The sequence below is a fragment of the Ponticaulis profundi genome (genome assembly GCF_042659465.1).
GTDB classification, from domain to species: Bacteria; Pseudomonadota; Alphaproteobacteria; order Caulobacterales; family Hyphomonadaceae; genus Ponticaulis; species Ponticaulis profundi.
In genome coordinates, this window is sequence record NZ_JBHSSW010000001.1 from 86,927 (window position 1) to 105,599 (window position 18,673).

Annotated in this window: 19 protein-coding genes; 12 read left to right on the top strand and 7 right to left on the bottom strand. The window is 56.6% G+C overall.

All coding sequences use genetic code 11. The annotated features are described in order from the left end of the window. Window positions 1–8 precede the first annotated feature (8 nt). The 6 genes from ACFQDM_RS00450 to ACFQDM_RS00475 all read left to right on the top strand — a co-directional run bounded on the left by ACFQDM_RS00450 (window position 9) and on the right by ACFQDM_RS00475 (window position 3,135). Entirely contained in the window at window positions 9–260 is a 252-nt protein-coding gene (locus ACFQDM_RS00450) for a FitA-like ribbon-helix-helix domain-containing protein (protein ID WP_377374011.1), read from the top strand. Further along, window positions 257–682 (top strand): type II toxin-antitoxin system VapC family toxin, encoded by a 426-nt coding sequence (locus ACFQDM_RS00455; RefSeq protein ID WP_377374014.1) that lies wholly within the window; start codon window positions 257–259, stop codon window positions 680–682. Before ACFQDM_RS00450 ends, ACFQDM_RS00455 begins: the two co-directional genes overlap by 4 nt. A 130-nt stretch (window positions 683–812) precedes the next feature. Continuing rightward, the gene (locus ACFQDM_RS00460) at window positions 813–2,201 is read left to right on the top strand and encodes a DUF2793 domain-containing protein (protein WP_377374017.1); all 1,389 of its coding nucleotides are present in this window, start codon (window positions 813–815) and stop codon (window positions 2,199–2,201) included. Window positions 2,202–2,227: 26 nt separating this feature from the next. Next, window positions 2,228–2,647: a D-Ala-D-Ala carboxypeptidase family metallohydrolase gene (locus ACFQDM_RS00465; RefSeq protein WP_377374019.1), complete on the top strand. Its 420-nt coding sequence runs from the start codon at window positions 2,228–2,230 to the stop codon at window positions 2,645–2,647. Between the two features lie 14 nt (window positions 2,648–2,661). Beyond that, window positions 2,662–2,946 (top strand): hypothetical protein, encoded by a 285-nt coding sequence (locus ACFQDM_RS00470; RefSeq protein ID WP_377374022.1) that lies wholly within the window; start codon window positions 2,662–2,664, stop codon window positions 2,944–2,946. A 9-nt stretch (window positions 2,947–2,955) separates the two neighbouring features. Next, entirely contained in the window at window positions 2,956–3,135 is a 180-nt protein-coding gene (locus ACFQDM_RS00475) for a hypothetical protein (RefSeq protein ID WP_377374025.1), read from the top strand. Between the two features lie 6 nt (window positions 3,136–3,141). Here ACFQDM_RS00475 and ACFQDM_RS00480 read toward each other — a convergent pair whose 3' ends face one another. The 5 genes from ACFQDM_RS00480 to ACFQDM_RS00500 all read right to left on the bottom strand — a co-directional run bounded on the left by ACFQDM_RS00480 (window position 3,142) and on the right by ACFQDM_RS00500 (window position 9,117). Further along, window positions 3,142–3,333, bottom strand: a complete 192-nt coding sequence (locus ACFQDM_RS00480; RefSeq protein ID WP_377374028.1) for a hypothetical protein — start codon at window positions 3,331–3,333, stop codon at window positions 3,142–3,144. A gap of 71 nt (window positions 3,334–3,404) precedes the next feature. Further along, window positions 3,405–3,896 (bottom strand): DUF3429 domain-containing protein, encoded by a 492-nt coding sequence (locus ACFQDM_RS00485; RefSeq protein ID WP_377374031.1) that lies wholly within the window; start codon window positions 3,894–3,896, stop codon window positions 3,405–3,407. Window positions 3,897–3,907: 11 nt separating this feature from the next. Continuing rightward, entirely contained in the window at window positions 3,908–5,383 is a 1,476-nt protein-coding gene (glpK, locus tag ACFQDM_RS00490; protein ID WP_377374032.1) for a glycerol kinase GlpK, read from the bottom strand. 200 nt (window positions 5,384–5,583) lie between these two features. Further along, complete coding sequence (locus ACFQDM_RS00495; RefSeq protein WP_377374035.1) at window positions 5,584–7,062, bottom strand: hypothetical protein; 1,479 nt, start codon at window positions 7,060–7,062, stop codon at window positions 5,584–5,586. Between the two features lie 177 nt (window positions 7,063–7,239). Continuing rightward, entirely contained in the window at window positions 7,240–9,117 is a 1,878-nt protein-coding gene (locus ACFQDM_RS00500) for a DUF885 domain-containing protein (protein ID WP_377374036.1), read from the bottom strand. A gap of 263 nt (window positions 9,118–9,380) precedes the next feature. On the opposite strand from ACFQDM_RS00500, the gene ACFQDM_RS00505 reads away from it, so the two are divergent. Beyond that, window positions 9,381–10,019, top strand: coding sequence for a class I SAM-dependent methyltransferase (locus tag ACFQDM_RS00505; RefSeq protein ID WP_377374039.1), 639 nt, complete (start codon window positions 9,381–9,383; stop codon window positions 10,017–10,019). A 131-nt stretch (window positions 10,020–10,150) separates the two neighbouring features. Here ACFQDM_RS00505 and ACFQDM_RS00510 read toward each other — a convergent pair whose 3' ends face one another. Both ACFQDM_RS00510 and ACFQDM_RS00515 read right to left on the bottom strand, forming a co-directional pair. Next, window positions 10,151–10,462 (bottom strand): UrcA family protein, encoded by a 312-nt coding sequence (locus tag ACFQDM_RS00510; RefSeq protein WP_377374041.1) that lies wholly within the window; start codon window positions 10,460–10,462, stop codon window positions 10,151–10,153. Between the two features lie 210 nt (window positions 10,463–10,672). Next, window positions 10,673–12,631 (bottom strand): DUF885 domain-containing protein, encoded by a 1,959-nt coding sequence (locus ACFQDM_RS00515; RefSeq protein WP_377374044.1) that lies wholly within the window; start codon window positions 12,629–12,631, stop codon window positions 10,673–10,675. A gap of 138 nt (window positions 12,632–12,769) precedes the next feature. Here ACFQDM_RS00515 and ACFQDM_RS00520 point away from each other — a divergent pair, with 138 nt between their 5' ends. From ACFQDM_RS00520 to ACFQDM_RS00540, 5 genes are all read left to right on the top strand, one after another. Next, window positions 12,770–13,747: a D-2-hydroxyacid dehydrogenase gene (locus tag ACFQDM_RS00520; RefSeq protein WP_377374047.1), complete on the top strand. Its 978-nt coding sequence runs from the start codon at window positions 12,770–12,772 to the stop codon at window positions 13,745–13,747. A gap of 140 nt (window positions 13,748–13,887) precedes the next feature. Further along, on the top strand, window positions 13,888–14,151 hold the full coding sequence (fliQ, locus tag ACFQDM_RS00525; protein ID WP_377374050.1) for a flagellar biosynthesis protein FliQ: 264 nt from the start codon (window positions 13,888–13,890) through the stop codon (window positions 14,149–14,151). Then, window positions 14,152–14,904 carry a flagellar biosynthetic protein FliR gene (gene fliR, locus ACFQDM_RS00530; RefSeq protein ID WP_377374052.1) on the top strand — a complete coding sequence of 251 codons (753 nt, stop codon included), beginning with the start codon at window positions 14,152–14,154 and terminating at the stop codon, window positions 14,902–14,904. It abuts the gene before it with no gap. Window positions 14,905–14,907: 3 nt separating this feature from the next. Continuing rightward, window positions 14,908–15,972: a flagellar biosynthesis protein FlhB gene (gene flhB / locus ACFQDM_RS00535; protein WP_377374055.1), complete on the top strand. Its 1,065-nt coding sequence runs from the start codon at window positions 14,908–14,910 to the stop codon at window positions 15,970–15,972. Window positions 15,973–16,037: 65 nt separating this feature from the next. Further along, window positions 16,038–18,611 carry an ATP-binding protein gene (locus ACFQDM_RS00540; protein WP_377374058.1) on the top strand — a complete coding sequence of 858 codons (2,574 nt, stop codon included), beginning with the start codon at window positions 16,038–16,040 and terminating at the stop codon, window positions 18,609–18,611. Window positions 18,612–18,673: the final 62 nt, after the last annotated feature.

The window sequence follows — 18,673 nt, forward strand, 5'->3', positions numbered from 1 at the left end:
AGTGCAGCTTGGCGACTTTAACAATTCGAAACTTAGACGACGAGGTTCGTGACCGGTTGCGGGAGCAAGCGGCAAGGCATGGTCGGTCCATGGAAGCCGAAGCGAGATCGATCCTCCTGGAATCCGTGAACAAGCGCCCAAGACGGGTTGAGGACGCTCTCATCGTCATGCGTAAAGTGTTCGAGGAAGCCGGTTTTGCCGATGACCTCGACATAGAGAAACGCGAATCGGCGCGACCATCGGTCGATTTCGAAGCGTGATCATTCTCGACACCAATATCATATCCGAATTGATGAAGTCGTCGCCGGACCCTGGTGTTTTCGAGTGGGCTTCGCACCAGCGTCGTGACGTAATCGCCATCACAGCCATCACATATGCCGAGCTTCTGGAGGGGATCGCCCGACTGCCAGATGGTCAGCGGAAAGAGCAGCTAAGACTCGCGCTGTATGAATTACGCCGGTCTTTCTTCGAAGCAATTCTGGTGTTTGATCAAAACGCCGCCGAAATTTATGCAGAAATGTCTCAACGTCTGAAATCAATAGGACGGAATGTAAGTCAAGCTGACAGGATGATCGCCTCTATTGCGCTACTGACGGACGGCTTGCTCGTGACAAGAAATACAAAAGACTTTGAATTTACCGGCGTGTCACTCGTCAATCCATTCGGATTCCAGAGTGATTGAGATGTTGAGCGCTTCTATTCGGCAAAATCCGCTGACGGCAGCCGCGGACTAGCCGAAGAGGCGGAACTTATCCGACCTTGATGAATATATTCCTATAATGCCGCTTCTATCCAAAGGAGCGGCATTTTTCATGAGTGCATCAGATTTCACCCATCATCTGGGTTTGCCTTACCTGTTGTCCAATCAGGCCCAGAAGCATGTAACCCTGAATGAAAGCCTGCAGGCTCTGGACGGTCTGCTTTTCCTCTCGGTCGTTTCGCGCAGTGTGACGACCCCGCCAGCGAGCCCGTCAGAGGGCGACCGGTATCTGATTGCCGGGGGTGCCAGCGGAGACTGGAGCGGGAAGTCAGGCCTGCTTTCATGCTTTGTCGATGGGGGATGGCTGTATTCTTCGCCGCAGACGGGATGGGTTTGCTGGATCGAAGATGAAGCCCTGTTGCTCGTGAAGCATGACGAGGCATGGCGCGGTGTGACACCCGACGCCTTGCAGAACCTTGAGCGGCTGGGGCTTGGTGCAACAGCGGATGGGTCCAATCCGTTGCTGGCCAAGCTGAATGCTGCGCTGTTTACGGCGCTGGAAACAGGATCAGGCGGATCGGGCGATTTGCGCTTCAAGCTGAACAAGGAAGCGTCCGGCGATGTCCTCTCCCTGTTGTTGCAGACAGGTTATTCGACACGTGCAGAGCTTGGCTTGCTGAATGACGACCAGCTGACGCTACAGGTTTCTCCTGATGGATCCGCGTTCAAACAGGCGCTGCAAGTGGGGCCAGCAACGGGCGCTGTGGCGCTGAAACAGCATCCGAAGTTCAGCGGTTACTGCAATTACGATCAGTATCATGCAGCGGGGGCGTGGTTCGCGGTCGACATCAACAATTTCCGCCACAATACGCAGGGTGCCGTGTCAGCCGGTGTTTTCACAGCGCCGCATGACGGTGTGTATCTGTTCGGCTGTGGCGGCAGGCTGAAACTGAATGCGGCCCCGCCTGTCGATTTCTGCCTGGGGCTATCAGTGAACAGTGCAGCCCCGAGCGATGACCGGCGTGTCGGCTTCACCTGGCCGGAAACCATGAGCGCGCATGCGACCGGCAAAGTCACCGGATCATCCGGCGCAGCCGTCGCCCAGGGGGCAAGCGTGACGCGGAATTCGACCGGTCGCTATACAGTGACACTCGCCACAGCCATGCCGTCTGCGGATTATGTCGTGCTGGCGACCGTAACAGGCGTTGCCGGTGTCTATAGCGACATCAAGCCGGTCGTCGAGAACCAGACCGCAAGCAGCTTCATCATCAATTTGCTGGCAGGTGACAATAGCGGCGCCGCTGACGTGGCAGGGGACGCGGACTTCTTCTTTGCGGTCTTGCCGCCAGCAGGCCGCGAGCGATTTGCCCCAATGGTGACGATGACCAGCCTGTTGCAACTCAGCGCAGGTGACACGGTCGCGTGCGTCGGTCGCTTTGACGGCGATGATGCGTATCTCGAGGCCGACACGAACTATTTCTGGGGCGCTCAGATCGCCTGATTTTCTCAAAGCAAAAGGGGGCGGGCATGCGATATGCACGCGCAAGCCAGGTGAGCTGGGACAAGGCGCGCTGGCCGAATTTCCGTGCGCATGAATTTGCCTGCAAATGCGGCGGACGGTTCTGCAAGGGTGAATACTGGCACGATCCGGATTTTCTGGATCGTCTGCAAGCCATGCGGAATGTCCTGGGGCCGCTGGTCATCAATTCCGGGCATCGATGCGCCTTGTGGAATGCGGCGGTCGATGGTGCGCCGAGATCCAGACACAAGACCATTGCGGCGGACATTTCCCTGATGGGACACGACCGCCACGCGGTTCTGAACGCGGCGCGCAGTGCTGGCTTCAACGGCCTGGGGCTGGCGCAGACCTTTCTGCATGTGGATCGCCGGAGCATTCCGGCCACATGGTATTACGGCCAGAAAAGCCGAAACCTCTGGAAAAGCTGATCGGGAGCAAAGACATGGAAAATGAATGGTTCGGCATGGCTGCGAGCGCTGCGGGTGGTGGTCTGTTCGGTGTCATTGGCACCGCCCTTGGCCGCATTGCCGGGTATTTTGAAAAGCGCCAGGAACAGAAATTCGAAATGGCACGCTGGGGCCATGAAACCGATCTTCTGCGCCTTCAGATGGATGCAAAGCGCGAGGAAACCGAAGCGGAGATTGCGCTGACACAGGCACAGGGTAGCTGGGATGGGCTTGCTGCCAGTCTGAATGCTGAGGCGTCGATTCCTGACAGCTATAAATGAGTGAATGCCGTGCGTGCGCTGACCCGGCCATGTCTGACATTTCTGCTCTGGCTGTTGTGCTGTCTGGTCTTCTTCGGCGTCGATGGTGGCATGCGTGGCCGGATTGTCGAAACCGCTGTCTTCGCTGCGACGGCTGCAACGCTCTGGTGGTTCGGAGATCGGTCCAGCGTTAAAGAAAGGCCTATTTAATGCGCCTCAGTTCCCTGCGATGGCCTTAAGTCGGTCCTGAAGCCAGCTGAGATGGCGTTGAAGCGTTTCAATTTCGTCCGTTCCGACCCGTGGATCGGCACGCTTCTCCGCCAGCCAGTTTTCCATGAGGGAAATCTGTTCGCTCAGCCAATTGGCCTGATCGGGAGAGTCATCGAAAAGAAAGTCGTTCGCCTGCATGGCACCCTATATAGCGCAAAACTGCGTGTTTCGACGTTGTCAGGGTGTCACATGTGACGCGATAACGCGGATCAGCCTGGCAGGATCTGCATGGCGACGGCGATCAGGCAGGTCAGTGCGCTTAGTGTCGCGATCGTGCGGAGCGTCATATACCAGGCCGGATATCGCGCGGTGGAATCCCATGCCAGCAGCATGAGAAAGCAGCCACTTAGTACGAGCATTGCTCCGGCAACCCATGTGCCCGGCAACATGCCGAAAATCAGCATGACCCAGGCAATGATGGATGGAATGACGGCCAGCGCCATCACGCCAGCATTGATCCGGTCGCCAGACTTACCAAACTCGCCGCCCCAGCGTGCACCGGCCATGAAGCTGAGAATGCTGCCAGCATAGGCGATCAGAGAGGTGCGTCCGACAAGTCCGACCAGTTCGGCGTCCGACGGGCGGTGCAGGAGATAGGTCGCGACTTCGCGCTCATAGCTGGCGACCAGCGCTGACGCGATAAACGGCACAATCCCGAGCAACGTCAGCAGTGTGACGGTGAGGCTGAAGCGCTTTTCCATGTGAGTCTGGCCTATTTCCCGATGGCGTAGTCTAGAGCCGTTTCCCAGCCTTCAATCAACTGCTCTCTTTCGCTCGCCGCCATTTTTGGCTCATAGACTTTCGCAATGGCGCGCGCCTCGTGCCAGTCATCAAGGCTCATCCAGCCAAGTTCGCCAGCGGCAATCACGGCTGCGCCAAGCGCTGTCATTTCAGGATAGGGCGGGCGTTCCACGACAAGGCCGGTGATATCGGAGAGGAATTGTAGCAGCCAGTCATTTTCCGCCATACCGCCATCGACACGCAGAATGCCGACATTACAGCCATCGCTTTCGAAGGCCTGTAGCAGGTCATAGGTCTGATAGGCGGCCGCTTCGAGCCCTGCACGGACGATGTGTGCGGCGCGTGTGCCACGGCTCAGCCCTGTGATCTGGCCACGTGCATCCGGCGCCCAGTGCGGTGCGCCAAGGCCTGTGAAGGCAGGGACGAAATAAACGCCGCCATTGTCCGGAAGTTCTGCGGCCATGGCTTCCGAGGCCGCTGCATCGCTGATCAGCCCGAGCTCATCGCGCAGCCATTTGACCACAGTGCCCGCATTGAAGATCGAGCCCTCCAGTCCCCAATGGGTGCGGCTTTGGGCCTGATAGGCGCAGGTGCCGAGCAAGCGGTTCTTGGAACTTGGAATATCGAGCCCGGTATTCGCAACCAGGAACGCACCGGTGCCATAGGTAATCTTGGCTTCGCCCGGCTGGACGCAGGCCTGACCGATCAGGGCCGCCTGTTGATCGCCGACCATGGACGAAATGGGCAGGGACTTGCCGAAGAGTGCCTGATCTGTCTCGCCGTATTCGCTGCCGGTTGGCGCAATGGTCGGAAGCGTAGACCAGGGCACATCAAACAGTTTGCATAAGTGTTCAGACCAGGCGAGCGTGGACAGATCCATCATCGCGGTCCGGGACGCATTGGTCACGTCGGTCGCGTGTTCGCGGCCTCCGGTGAGGCGAAAGAGCAGAAAGCTGTCAACCGTTCCGAACGCGGCCTTGCCAGCGTCTGCGGCCTCTTTCGCGCCAGGCACGTTTTCCAGAAGCCAGCCAATTTTGGTCGCGGAAAAGTACGGATCAAGGATCAGGCCAGACAGCGCCTGAACATCGCGCTCCTTGCCTTCCTTTCGCAGGACTTCGCACCGGGCCGCTGTCCGTCTGTCCTGCCAGATAATGGCCGGTCCGAAGGCTTTGCCTGTTTCCTTGTCCCAGAGCAGGGTAGTTTCACGTTGGTTGGCAATGCCGATGCCGGAGAATTTCTCGACCCCGCCACTGGCACTGATCACCTGTTTGCAGACATCGAGGGTTTTTTCCCAGATCTGTTCCGGGTCCTGCTCGACCCAGCCATCCTTCGGAAAGGTCAGCGGAATTTCGGCCTGCGCGCTGGCCTGCGGGTTGAGCGATTTGTCAAAGGCAATGGCTCGCGTGGATGTCGTTCCTTCGTCGATAACCAGAATATAATCGCTCAATGTGCCGCTCCCTTTTCCTCACGCTCAGCTATAGCACCCGGATTTGCCGGGACGCAAAACGCAGAGCGTCGGATTTTGTCATGTTTTCGTCGAGGTGACGCTTACCGGGTAGGAAATGCCTGAAAGATGTTCGGGGTTTCCCGGGCACAAAAAAAAGAGCGGCCTGAGCCGCTCTTTTGGGAAGACTGTGTTGTCGGCGCCTAGAAGGCCGTCTGTGCACCCACCATGATCACATCGGTCTTGGCATCATTGTCTGACCATGTGCTGCCATCCGGGAAGTTTCCGCCGCTCACAAAGTTCAGAGGCGCAAAACCGTTCACGTGAATGTATTCGGCAAACAGGTTGAGGTTTTCAGCAAGGAAGCGTGAATAACCCAGAACGAACTGGTCCTGGCGTTCCCATGGGGCGCCGTCATCGCCTGCGCGGAATTTGGAAAACTCCAGCGAGACGAACTGATTGCGGTCGCCGCCATCAAGCAGCGGACCGAAACCGTAGCGGCCGCCGAGTGTCCAGGAGCGGGTCTTCTGCGCATCATAAATGCTGAGCGGATTGGTTGGGTCCGGAACCGCAGACCCCGGCCAGTCTTCGGTTGTCTGAGCAAACTCGCCAAGGAGTTCCAGCTCGCCAAAGTTCAGGCGTCCGTAGGTGGCCCAGGCGGGATTGTTTTCGTCACATGGATTGAAGTGGAAGACCGGATAGTTCTGACAATACGGGCTGCCATGCTCATAGCTGGCACCGAACAACAGGCTGTCCGTTTCGCCGAACTCGAAGGTGTAGTTTGCGTCGACCGCGAAATTGTTCACCCGAGACGGCACATTCGTGCCTTTGACCGGCGTGTTGGCCGCGCGGAACTGTGCGCCGCCCTGAATGGCCATGGCGCGTAGCAGAAGGCCGTCTTTCACATACCCGACCTGAGCACCATAGGCGAGACCGGCAAACGAGTGCCAGTTCGTTGAGTTGGTGAACGGTGACACGGTATCGTTCAGACCGAAGGGTGTGTCGAGCTTGCCGATCGCGGCATAGACCGGCCAGCGGTCAAGATCGCCTGCGAGAAGATAGGCGCGGCGCGCCACAATCTTGTTACGGTCGAGATCGGTGATCGTACCCGATCCGAAATTCTGTTCCGGGTTATAAAGCAGCTCCACATAACCGGTCAGCCAGTCATTGATATTGGCGGTTACAGCAAGCTGAGCAGAGTGGATCAGCGCCTCGCTGACATAGTCGCCAATCTGGTTGGCGGATGTCGGATTGCGCATCAGATAGCCGAACTTGTCATCCCGGTTGCTTGATTGCGCATTGGCAATGGCAATGACCTGACCAGAGAGCGTGACCGGCGTATCCAGCTCACCTTTCTGGCGGGTTTCGAGCTGGATCAGCAGTTTGCGGTTCACGTCTTCTGCCGGGTCGAGCACTTTGTAAGCATAGCTTGAATTCGTGCCGACAAGCCCTTGTGAGGTTTTCTTGACCGTTGGGTCTTCTGCCGTGTCGGCAGGCAGACGCTCGAGATCTTTCTCGGCGATCAGCGCGTTGACGGTTTTCATCAGCGCGGCATTTTGTTGTTCGAGTTTCTCGATCCGGTCCAGCAGTTCCTGACTGGTCGGATCTGCGATAGCTGGCGCCCCTGCCATCATTATGCTGCCCAAGCATAAGAGGCTGGTCGCTAGAAGCGATTTTCTCATGATTTTCCCCAAGCATTGCGACTTAACGTCGATCCGGGCGAAAATCAGGTTGAGGTCTTAATGAGACGTAAACAGAATAAGGCACGTTAGGGTGTATTTAACGCATTTACTCATAAAAATATGAAAAACCGCCCGACTGGGAAAATCGGGCGGTTTTAATCTCAATTAAGAGTGGAATTAGCCATTTTTCTTGGTGGCGATCCAATCCTCGACGAGGCTTTCCAGGACATCCAGTGGCACCGCACCATTGCGCAGAACTGTGTCATGGTACTCGGCAATGTTGAAATCCTCGCCAAGTTCTGTCTTGGCATGCTCGCGAAGTTCGAGAATTTTCAGCATGCCGATTTTGTAAGCCGTCGCCTGACCCGGCATGACGATATAGCGCTCAATGGCCTTGATGCAGTCGCCTTCCGGGTTCGGGGTGTTGGTCATCAGATAGTCAATGGCCTGCTCACGAGTCCACTTCTTGTCGTGAATGCCTGTGTCGACCACGAGGCGTGCCGCGCGCCATAGCTCCATGGCCAGACGACCGAAGTCAGAATACGGATCGTCATAGAAGCCAAACTCTTTCGGGAAGTATTCCGAATACAATCCCCAGCCTTCGGTATAGGCGGTGTAGCCGCCGAATTTGCGGAAGCTCGGGATGCCGTCCAGCTCCTGCGCAATGGCAATCTGCATGTGGTGGCCCGGAATGCCTTCGTGGTAGGCGAGGGCTTCCATCTGATAGACCGGCATGTCCGCCATATTATAGAGATTGGCATAATAGGTGCCCGGGCGAGAGCCATCTGGTGCCGGGCGCTGGTAAAACGCCTTGCCCGCAGATTTCTCGCGGAAAGGCTCTACGGCTTTCACAATCAGATCTGCTTCCGGGAAGGTGTTGAACATGTCCGGCAGCTCGTCACGCATGGTGTCGATCAGAGCGGTTGCCTCTGCCAGATATTCAGCTTTGCCTTCTTCGGTGTTGGGCTTGAAGAATTGCGGGTCCGTTCGGGTGAATTCGAAGAACTCCTGCAGTGTGCCTTCAAAACCGACCTGGTCCATGATGGCGCGCATTTCGTCATGAATGCGGGCAACCTCAGACAGTCCGAGGTCATGGATTTCTGACGCCGTCATGTCCGTTGTCGTCATGCGGTTCAGACGCATGGCGTAATAAGCGTCCGCGTCTGGCAGTTTCCAGGCGCCATCATCCGTTGTCGCATTCTCAACATCGGCTTCCATGAAATCGATCACGGCCTGAAAGCCCTCATTGACGGATGTCAGCAAGGCGGCTTCGGCATCAGCGAGCAGGGTTTCATACTCGTCTTCATTGATCGTGCCGTCTTCCATCAGTGCATCGATCTTTTTGCGGAAGTCTTGCATGAGCGGGCTGTCGCTCATGTCTTCTGTTTCGGTGAACGGGTAGCCCGTCAGCACATTGCGCGCATCCGAGATGACATAGTCATAGACGAACAGAGGTGGACGAATGCCTTTTTCGGCGGCGTCTTCAGCGTTCTGGACGTGCTGCTCGAGATAGTCTGCAACGCCTTCCAGACGGGAAATATAGTCTTGCGCTTCTGCCTTGGACGAGATGCTGTGCTGGTTGATCAGGAAGGCTGGAACCGAGCTCTGGACGCCGAACATCTGATTGAAGGTGTAGTTATAGTCGCGATACGCGAACGCCTTCTTGTCCTGCTGGTACTGGTTTTCATACAGGCGATAGGACAGCTTGGCGCTCTCATCGAGCTTGTCGTAATCAAATTCCGACTTCATCTGATTGTAGCGCGCGGTTTCAAGCTCGAAGTCTTCGATGGCGCGCTCATCTGAAGCGTCATTCCATTTGTCGTAATCTTCCTTGATGCCCAGATAGGTCTGCGTTTGCGGGCTGCGCATCACCATTTCCATGAAGACATCTTCGAAGAATGCGTTGAGCCGCTCCGATTCCGTCATCTCTGCTACTTCGGTCGCGGTATCTGTTGCTGGCGGTGGTGTCGCGGCTGCCGGTGCAGGTGCTTCGGTCTGTGTCGCGCAGGCGGACAGAGACAGGATGAGGGCCATGGCCGTCATAGTGGTCTTCATGGTGTGACGTTTCCTCCAAACTAATTTCCCAAGCGTTAGGCTTAACATTCCCCCCGGGAAGTACAATCCTGACAAACGACGCCATTGGGCGGCTCCGTTCTGAAATACATTTCCAATATGCAGGTCGCAGAGGGAATGAGTGGGCTCTCAACCAATACGGTCCTGGTTCAAAGCAGTCCCATTCGCCGTCTCAAAAATTATCGATTTACAATAATATCGAAAAACGATATATTCTGATTTTAGCGAAGGAGAATAGAACGTTTATGGGAATTGGTGAAAAGGGTGCGCGTGGGTTCTGGGACAAGATGGCTGATGGTTATGCGCGCCGACCGATTGCTGATGAGGAAGCCTATCAACACAAGCTCCGACTGACACAGGCCTTTCTGATGCCGAATATGGATGTCCTGGAGCTTGGCTGCGGGACAGGTGGAACGGCGCTGGAACACGCTCCGTTTGTTCGCCACATTCGAGCTACTGACATTTCCGATGAAATGCTTCGGCACGCCCGTGAGCGTGCGCAGAGTGCTGGCGTTGAAAATGTCACCTTCGAGCAGGCGGATCTGGAAGGCCTTTCGATCGCGCCGGAAAGCTATGATGTCGTGCTCGCCATGAATCTTCTGCATCTGACAGAAGACCCGCTGGCAGAAATGAAGCGCATCCACCAATGGCTGAAGCCGGGCGGTATTTTCGTGCAGAGCACAGGCCTTGTCGGACATATGAATCCGCTTCTGCGCCTTGCATTGCCTGTTGCGCGCCTGCTCGGGAAGGCGCCTTTCGTGAACAGCTTTACCGAAGATCAGCTGGAAGCCTGGATTGATGCGGCGGGCTTTCACGTCCTTCAGACATACTGGCCTGATGCAGGCGCTGCGAAGCTTGTGATTGCTCGCAAGGCTGCGGACTGACAGAGGCCCGGATACGAAAATGCCCTTCCTGGGGGAAGGGCATTCAACGTGTCGGCAGACCGGATTGAGGGGTCTTAGCCAGAGTCTGGTTAGAGACACAGGTTGGGAAAACCCGGCCTGCCTTTACGGGGTCAACCTTCGGTCGACGAGGCCGCTTGCGTGGCCTGGACGAGTGCTGGGTTGCTGTAGCGCTCGACGACATTGTTCACAATGCTGTCGACGCAGCGGGAATCAACACGGTTTGAGAGCACAGACTCAGGGCGATACCGGCAAGCATCACGAGCCTGATTTTTCACATTGTCCAGTTCCGCAGCTGCTGTCGCGCTGTTTGAAAGCGCTGACGTGTTTACGGAAATAGCCACCTGAAAATTCGATTGGGTGCCTGCGAGTGCCGCTGGAGCGAGAAAAGTCACCGCAAGGGCAAAAGTGATAGAACGCAGCATAAAAGACCTCCCTGTCTATAATTTGTGCGATATAGGTATCACATGTCCACAAATTGATCAAAAAAGTCGAGTGAAATTCCGGTTACAAAGGGCTGCTCAGCGATCACAAAATTGAGAGATATGTGTAAGTGACTGAAAGTGGGTAGATTTTAGGACATAAAAAAACACCGGCGCGAGGCCGGTGTTTTCGTTCTGAGATCTGTTTTCGGCTTATTCAGCCGGTTCGTCTTCGGTGGCGCCTGCTGGTTCAGAGGTGTCTGTCGGCATCGGGGCTGGCACATAGGTGCCGTCTTTGACCGAAGCGATCCATGCCTCAATACGGTGTTCCAGGACTTCCAGAGGAAGGCCGCCGCCACCCAGCACCGCATCGTGGAACCCACGAATGTCGAAGTCGTCTCCAAGCTCGGTTTTCGCTTTCTCGCGCAGTTCGAGAATTTTCAGCATGCCGATCTTGTAGCCGGTCGCCTGGCCCGGCCAGGTGATATAGCGCTCGACCTCAGCAAGGGCCTGCGCGTCCGTGATGGCTGAATTGGCCTGGAAGTAATCAATGGCTTCCTGCTTGGTCCAGCCTTTCGCGTGAAGGCCTGTGTCGACCACCAGACGAATGGCGCGCCAGATTTCCGAGCCGAGACGGCCGAATTCTGACAGGTCATCTTCATATGTGCCCGGCATTTCCTTGGCGAGATATTCCGAATAGAGCGCCCAGCCTTCGACATAAGCGTTGAAGAATTGCTGTGTGCGGAATTGCGGAATGCCCGTCAGCTCCTGAGCAATCGAGATCTGCATATGGTGGCCCGGAATGGCCTCGTGATAGGCGATCACTTCCAGCTCTCGCTTCGGCATGGCTTTCATGTCGAGCAGGTGCGCATAGTAGATGCCCGGGCGTGAACCGTCCGGCGTGCCGGAATTGTAGTGCTGTGCGGCGCCAGCCTGCTCACGGAAAGGCTCGACGCGTTTCACGATGACATCGGCTTTTGGCAGAATGCCGAAATATTCCGGCAGATGCTGTTTGATGTTTTCAATGTCTGCCGTGGCATCATCGATATAGCCCTGGCGGCCTTCATCCGTGTTCGGGTAGTAAAGGCGCTCATCATCTGTGTTCTCACGCAGGAAGACGAAGAACTCTTCCAGAGAGCCTTCAAAGCCGAAGCTGTCTTTCACAGCGACCATCTGCTCACGCAGACGCGCCACTTCAGACAGGCCGATTTCATGGATTTCGTCGGCGGTCAGGTCAGTCGTGGTCGAAGAGGCGAGGCGGTAGTTATAGAAGGCAGCGCCATCCGGCAGGTCGCCGGCGACCGTTTCGGCTGCCGTGTTCTCGATATCGTCGCTCATCCAGTCGATGACCGCCTGATAAGCCGGGCCGAAATCTTCGATCAGGGCTGTTTCGGCGTCCGCCATCAGCTCTTCGGCGCGTTCCGGCGTGACATTGCCAGCCTCTTCGAGTGTCGTGATTTCAGATTTCAGGTCCGCATACAGCGCGGAATCGTCGCCGTCTGTGAAAGGCGCGCCGGTGATCACGTTCTTTGCCTGCTGGATCGCGCCTTCATATGCGAAGGTTGGCGCGCGGATGCCTTTTTCTGCCGATTGTTGCGTCTGCTCGAGCAATTGACGGATGGCGCGAGCGGATTCGCTGACCCGTGAGATATAGGCGACCATATCTTCTTCGGTATCAACTTTGTGGAAGTTGATCAGGAATTGCGGGATCCAGGCCTGTGACCCGCCCATTTGTTCGAAATTATAGGAATGGAAGCGCCAGTCCCAGCTCGCTTCAGCTCGTTCTGCATTGTAGATCCAGAGGTCGTAAGACGTCTTGGCTTCCTGATCGAGCAGATCATAGTCGAAATTCGACTTCATTTCGTCAACGGTCGCGAGACGCCAGTCAATCTGCTCGCGCTGCGCTTCGAATGACATGTCGTCAATTTCGTCATAGCGATCCTTGCGGCCGAGTTGCGTCATGCTCATCGGGCTGCTTTGCAGGACTTCTTCGTATTTCTCGTCGAACCAGGCATTGAGGCGCGCGGATTCTTCAGCAATCGCTTCCTCAGTTGCAGCCGTTTCTGTGACGGCAGGCGTGGTCGTTTCTGTCGTGTTCGTGGGTGTTTCCGTCGCTGGGTCGCAGGCGGCCAGGACAAAGACAGCGGCTGTGGTGAGAAGCAGGCTGCGCATGAATTTTCTCGCTTTCCTCTGAATAAAGCACTGGGTTTGCATTCTTACCGTGTTGTCAGGCACAGGAAAGCCGTGAAGTCTGGAATTGAGGAAAGCGGGCATTACAAGCACGTAATGTTGGCAAGGGAGGATGGTGAAATGACCAGAACATGCTTGCTCCACCAGAAGGCGTTCCGGCGCATGGAAGATGAGCTGCGCGGCTATGCGGCAGAGGTGGACTTCATCACCATGGATGATGAGGGCGTTTTTGCGAATGGATTCACAGGTGAGCCGGTGTCACAGCCGGTTCCCGATATGGTCTTCGGCAATACCGATTTCTTTTTCGGACCAAAAGTACGCGCATTTTTCAGATTTCTGATCGATTTACCGGACCTGGACTGGTTTCAGTCCTCGGCCGCGGGCATGGACAATGAAACCCTGCAGGCGGTGCATGCCAAGGCGCGCCTTTACACGACCAATCATACGCAAAGCGAAGCCATGGCCGAATGGGCGATCTGGCAGGCGCTGGACTGGCTGAAGGCCGGGCGTCAGCACCGGGCGCAGGAAAAAGAGGCCGAGTGGCATCGCATCTATCATCGTGATTTCATCGGCTCCAAATGGCTGATCGTCGGTTATGGCGCGATCGGTCAGGCGGTCGCGCGGCGTGTCAAAGCCCTCGGAGGTCTGGTGACAGGCGTGCGCCGGTCAGGCGGAACCGATGACTATGCAGATGCGATTGTGACGCCAGAAGAGATGGGTGCGGCGCTGAGAGACGCTGACATCACGCTTCTCTGTCTGCCGCACACGCCGGAGACCGAAAACATGGCCGATGCCGATTTCTTCGCCGCGATGAAGGATGATGCCATGTTCATGAATCTGGGGCGCGGCGCTCTGGTGGATGAGGCTGCGCTGATTGCGGAAATGGATCGCGGCAAACCGGCCTTTGCGGCGCTGGATGTGACCGCGACGGAGCCTCTGCCGGAAGCGAGCCCGCTCTGGCGTCATCCGAACATCGCGATTACACCACATGACAGCTCTCTGACCCTCGGAACCTTTGTGCGCGCTGACGAGACGTTCCTTGCCAATCTAAAACGCTATCTGGCCGGAGAAGAGCTGATCCATCTGGCACCGAAATAGGGCCTGACGCTGCGGCTGGAAATTAAACGAGACTCATTGTCTGATTGCCCCGGCGTATCAGCGAAAAGCCACAAAGTTTAAGCGCTTTGTTAACCTTTTCTTTGGAAAGGTTAATTGTCGCGCTTACCAGGGTAAGAATTATGACGGGTGCAGAAGTACTAGATCTCGGACGAGAAGCGCTCTGGACGACGGTCCTGATGGCGGCGCCAGCCATGATTATTGGTCTGGCGGTCGGCGTGATCATCGCACTCGTGCAGGCATTGACCCAGGTGCAGGAAATGACCCTCGTCTTCGTTCCGAAGATCGTGGCTATCTTTATCGCGCTCCTGATCTTTCTGCCGATGATGGGCGCGCTGATCGCGGCTTATGCGCAGGAAACCTTTGCGATGATCGCAAGTATGTAGATGCTGGACCTTTTGCCATATGTCTGGGCAGGCGCTTTGCTGTTTGCGCGGCTGGGCTCTGTACTGATGCTGGCTCCCGGATTTGGGGAGGCGGCCATCCCTGCGCGTTTTCGGCTGACCATTGCCTTGCTGGCGACCTTTGCGCTGGCACCGGGCCTGTTTGCAGATCTGCCGGGGCAACCGGAAAACCTTGGCACTGCGATTACCATGCTGATCGGTGAGATCCTGATTGGTCTGATGTTTGGCGCTGCAGCGCGTATTCTGATGTCGGCGGCCTCCATCGCCGGGCAGGTGATCTCGCTGCACACCGGTCTCGGCTTTGCCATGCAGCTTGATCCGATGCAAGGCCAGCAAGGGGCGGTGTTGTCGACGTTTCTGTCGCTGATCGCTGTCGTTCTGGTTCTGGGTGCCGGTATTCATCGCTGGATGTTGCAAGGCGCGGTCGACAGTTATGATCTCTTCCCGGTTGGCACGCTGCCAGACATTTCAGACGCCACCCAATATGGTGTGATGGCCTTTACCGAAGCCTTCCGGCTGGGCATTCAGATTGCCGCGCCTGCCATTGCGTTCGGTCTGATCTTCAATCTGGCCATCGGTCTGGCCGCTCGGCTCATTCCGCAGATCCAGATCTTTTTCATCGCCATGCCAAGCTCGATCATGTTTGGCCTGATTGTCGTCATGCTCGGCATGGGCGCAGGCATGCTGGCATGGCTGGAAGGCTTTGACCGTTTTCTGAATCAGGGAGGGATCTAAGGCATGGCTGAACAACCAGACCAGAGTCAGAAGACCGAAGAACCCACCCAGAAACGGTTAGACGACGCGCGAAAGAAGGGTGATGTTGCCCGAAGTCAGGATGTGCCCATCTGGTTTACCATGATGGGCATTGCCGTACTGGTCTCGGCGGCGGTGCCGCTGATGAGGATGCTGGCGCATCCTCTGGTGTCCCTGCTTGATCATCCGCATTCCTTTGATGTGGGGCGCGAAGGCGTCATGACGCTGACGCGGTCTCTGATCTGGGCTGTCGCGCCAGTCGCTGCCATCGTGTTCGGCGTGATGATGGCGTTTGCGGTGGCCGGGCACCTCATCCAGAACCCGCCCAACTGGACGGCGGAAAAGATGAAGCCGAAGCTGTCCAAGCTGTCGCCGATTGACGGGCTGAAGCGGATGTTCGGACCGCAGGGCTGGATGAACCTTTTCAAGTCCATTCTGAAGCTGTCTGCGGTCTCTCTGGCGCTGGCTTATGCGGTCTGGCCGCATCTCTCTCTGATCGAACGGGCAGGCGGGGTCGAACTCGCGCTCCTGGCCGGTGTGCTGCAATCGCTTGCCGGACGTCTGTTGATTGCAACGCTGGTCGTTGTCGGTCTGGTGGCGGCGATCGACTATCTGTTCCAGAAGCAGCAATACGATCAGAAAATGAAAATGAGCCGGCAGGAGATCAAGGACGAGCACAAGCAGTCCGAAGGTGATCCGCAGGTCAAGGCGAAGATCCGTCAGTTGCGCATTGAACGGTCACGCAAGCGCATGATGGCCGCGGTGCCGGATGCCAGTGTGATCATCACCAACCCGACGCACTATTCTGTTGCGCTGAAATATGACGACTCCACACCGGCGCCGATCTGTATCGCCAAGGGTGTTGATGATCTGGCATTGCGTATCCGCGAGATTGCCGAAGAGCATGACATTCCGTTGGTCGAAAACCCACCGCTTGCGCGCGCCCTCTATGCCCGCATCGAAGTGGATGAAGTTATTCCGAAAGAACATTACGAAGCGGTGGCCAAGATCATCAGCTTTGTCATGCGCACCAAGCGCGGAGGCCGCTAAAGCGATGACGCTAACGAGCCATCCCCGAATCGTGACAGATTACGCACACACAAGTGAGCATTTCCATGACTGATACACCTGACCCAATGATCGAGCCGTCGATCGCCAAGCATGCGCCGGATAACGACACCGTCCCGGAATCGGGTGGTCTGGATATGTTTCAGGCGGTGTTCTGGCTGTCTCTTCTGATCGCGGTCATCGCAGCATGTGTCGCGATTGTCCGTCCGGACGCTGTCGGCCAGACTGGGCCAGTTCTGCTGATCGCCATGGCGTCGGGCGGGATGGTGTTTCTTGTCTGGATCTTGCGCGGGGCTGGCAAACGCCTTGGCCTGTTTCCGGCGCGCGGTGCTGTCGAAGAGGTTGCGGCCCGGCGCAAGACGCCATTTGCCTGGATCAATGCGCTTGATGAGGCGGTAATCGTAACGGAAAAAGGCGGCGGTGCTGTATCTTCCAATGATGCCTATACAGCGCTGACGAATGAGCTGGGCGTTGTCACCGAGACCGAGCGCGCCGTAACGGTTGATCGCCTGTTCGGCGCAAATCCGGGCCTGAATGCGCCGATTTATCGCCTGTCGCGGGCTGCGAAAGCGGGCGAGTCCCGCCGGGAAGTGCTGCCCGCGATTGCCATTGGTGATGACAATGTGCCTGCGCAGTTCGAAGTGGCTGTGTCTCCGCTGGATCATGAACGCACGCTCTGGCGTCTGCGCCGGCTGTCCGGCATGAGCGAGGCGATGGGGGCAGCGGATTCCCGGGCTCTGTTCGTCGAGGAAGCGCCGATTGGCTTTTTCATCACGCGCGCGAATGGCCAGATTTCCTATGCCAATAGCTGGCTGCGCAATTTCCTCGGCCTGTCCGATGAACTCGTTGATGTGAAAGTTGAAGACATTCTGCGCCCCGAGTCGGTCAAGATTTTTCGCCGCGACAAGAAACAGTCAGGCCAGCCGGTCTGGCTGGATCTGCACATCCGGGCGCGTGATGGCGTTGAGAATGTGGTCAAGACGGCGACGACCTGGACCGGCAAAGGTGCTGACTCGGTTGCACGGACCATTGTGCTTTCGCCGGTCAATGCGCCGAAACTCGGCAACGAACGGCTGACAGCGGCGTCGTCTGCGCGGCCGGAGAAAACCGATCATGATCCGATGTTCGATGATGCGCCTTTTGGCGTGGCGCGGCTGGAAGGTGAGAGCCTGTCAGAAGCCTGCATTGTCGATGCCAACCGCTCTCTGGTCGAGCTGACCGAAGGCAAGGCGACGCCGGGTGCGAAATTCGCTGATCTCTTCAAATGCGACTCCGATGACCGCGACATGCAGGAGGTTCTGCTCTCCGCCGTCGACCATCCGGTCGAGTTGCAGACACAGACCAAGCCACAGCGGGATGTGACGCTGGTCGTGACGCTGGATTCTGCCGGTAAGCCGAACCTTGCATATGCCATGGACATGACGGAGCAGATGCAGCTCAAGAACCGTCTCATCCACTCTGAGAAAATGCAGGCGATCGGCACGCTTGCGGGCGGCGTTGCGCATGATTTCAACAACATGCTGACCGGTGTGATGCTGCATACCGACAAGCTGCTGGAGCGTCATACGGTTGGCGACCCAAGCTTTGATGAATTGCAGCAAATCCATGAGCTGTCGTCGCGCTCTGCGGAACTGGTGAAAATGTTGCTGGCATTCTCACGTCAGCAGACCTTCAAGCGCGAAATCCTGAATGTTTCAAACGTTCTGAACGAGCTGAATTACCTCATTCGTCCGCTTCTGGATGAACGTGTGGTCCTGAGAATGCATCATGGCCGTGACCTGCCAATGATCCGTGCGGACAAGGGTCAGCTGGAAAACGCGATCATCAACCTGGCCACCAATGCGCGTGACGCGATGATTGAGAAAGGTGGCGGCGAGCTGACCATCTCCACATCACGCGTGACCAGCGAAGATGCGCATGACAATGGCTTTGAATATGTCGATGAGGGCGAATATCTCTGCGTCGAAGTCCGTGACAACGGCTCTGGCATGCCGCCAGAGGTCATCGAAAACATCTTTGAGCCATTCTTCACAACCAAAGAACAGGGCAAGGGAACGGGCCTGGGGCTTGCGACCGTTTATGGCATCGTCAAACAGTCGGGCGGCTATATCTGTCCGAAATCCAAGGTCGGTGAGGGGACGAGCTTCTTCATCTATCTGCCAGCGCTGAAAGCTGAAGAGCTGGACGCGGTTCGCGATGTGCCGGCCAATGATGTGGAAGAAAAGGTCAAGGCGCCGCGCGATCTGGCGGGCCGTGGCCGTATCATGCTGGTCGAGGATGAAGACGGCGTTCGCAACATAGCGGCGACCCTTCTGCGTAATCGCGGTTATGACGTGATTGAAGCGGCCGATGGTGAAGAGGCGCTTGATCTCATCATCGAGAATCAGGGCGAGATCGATCTTCTGATCTCTGATGTGATTCTGCCGGGAATTGATGGGCCGAGCCTTCTGAAACAGGCGCGCGAGTATCTCGGTGATGCGCGGGTGATGTTTATTTCCGGTTATTCCGAGGGCGACCTCACAAAAACGCTGGATGAAGAGCGCGCAATTTCCTTCCTGCCGAAGCCGTTCCGCATGGAAAAGCTGGCAGAACGCGTGAAAGAAGAGCTTTCAGCCGCCTGATCTAGCGGTCGAACCGGGAGGCAGCCCCAATATATAGGGGCTGTTTCTTTTTATGATGTTTC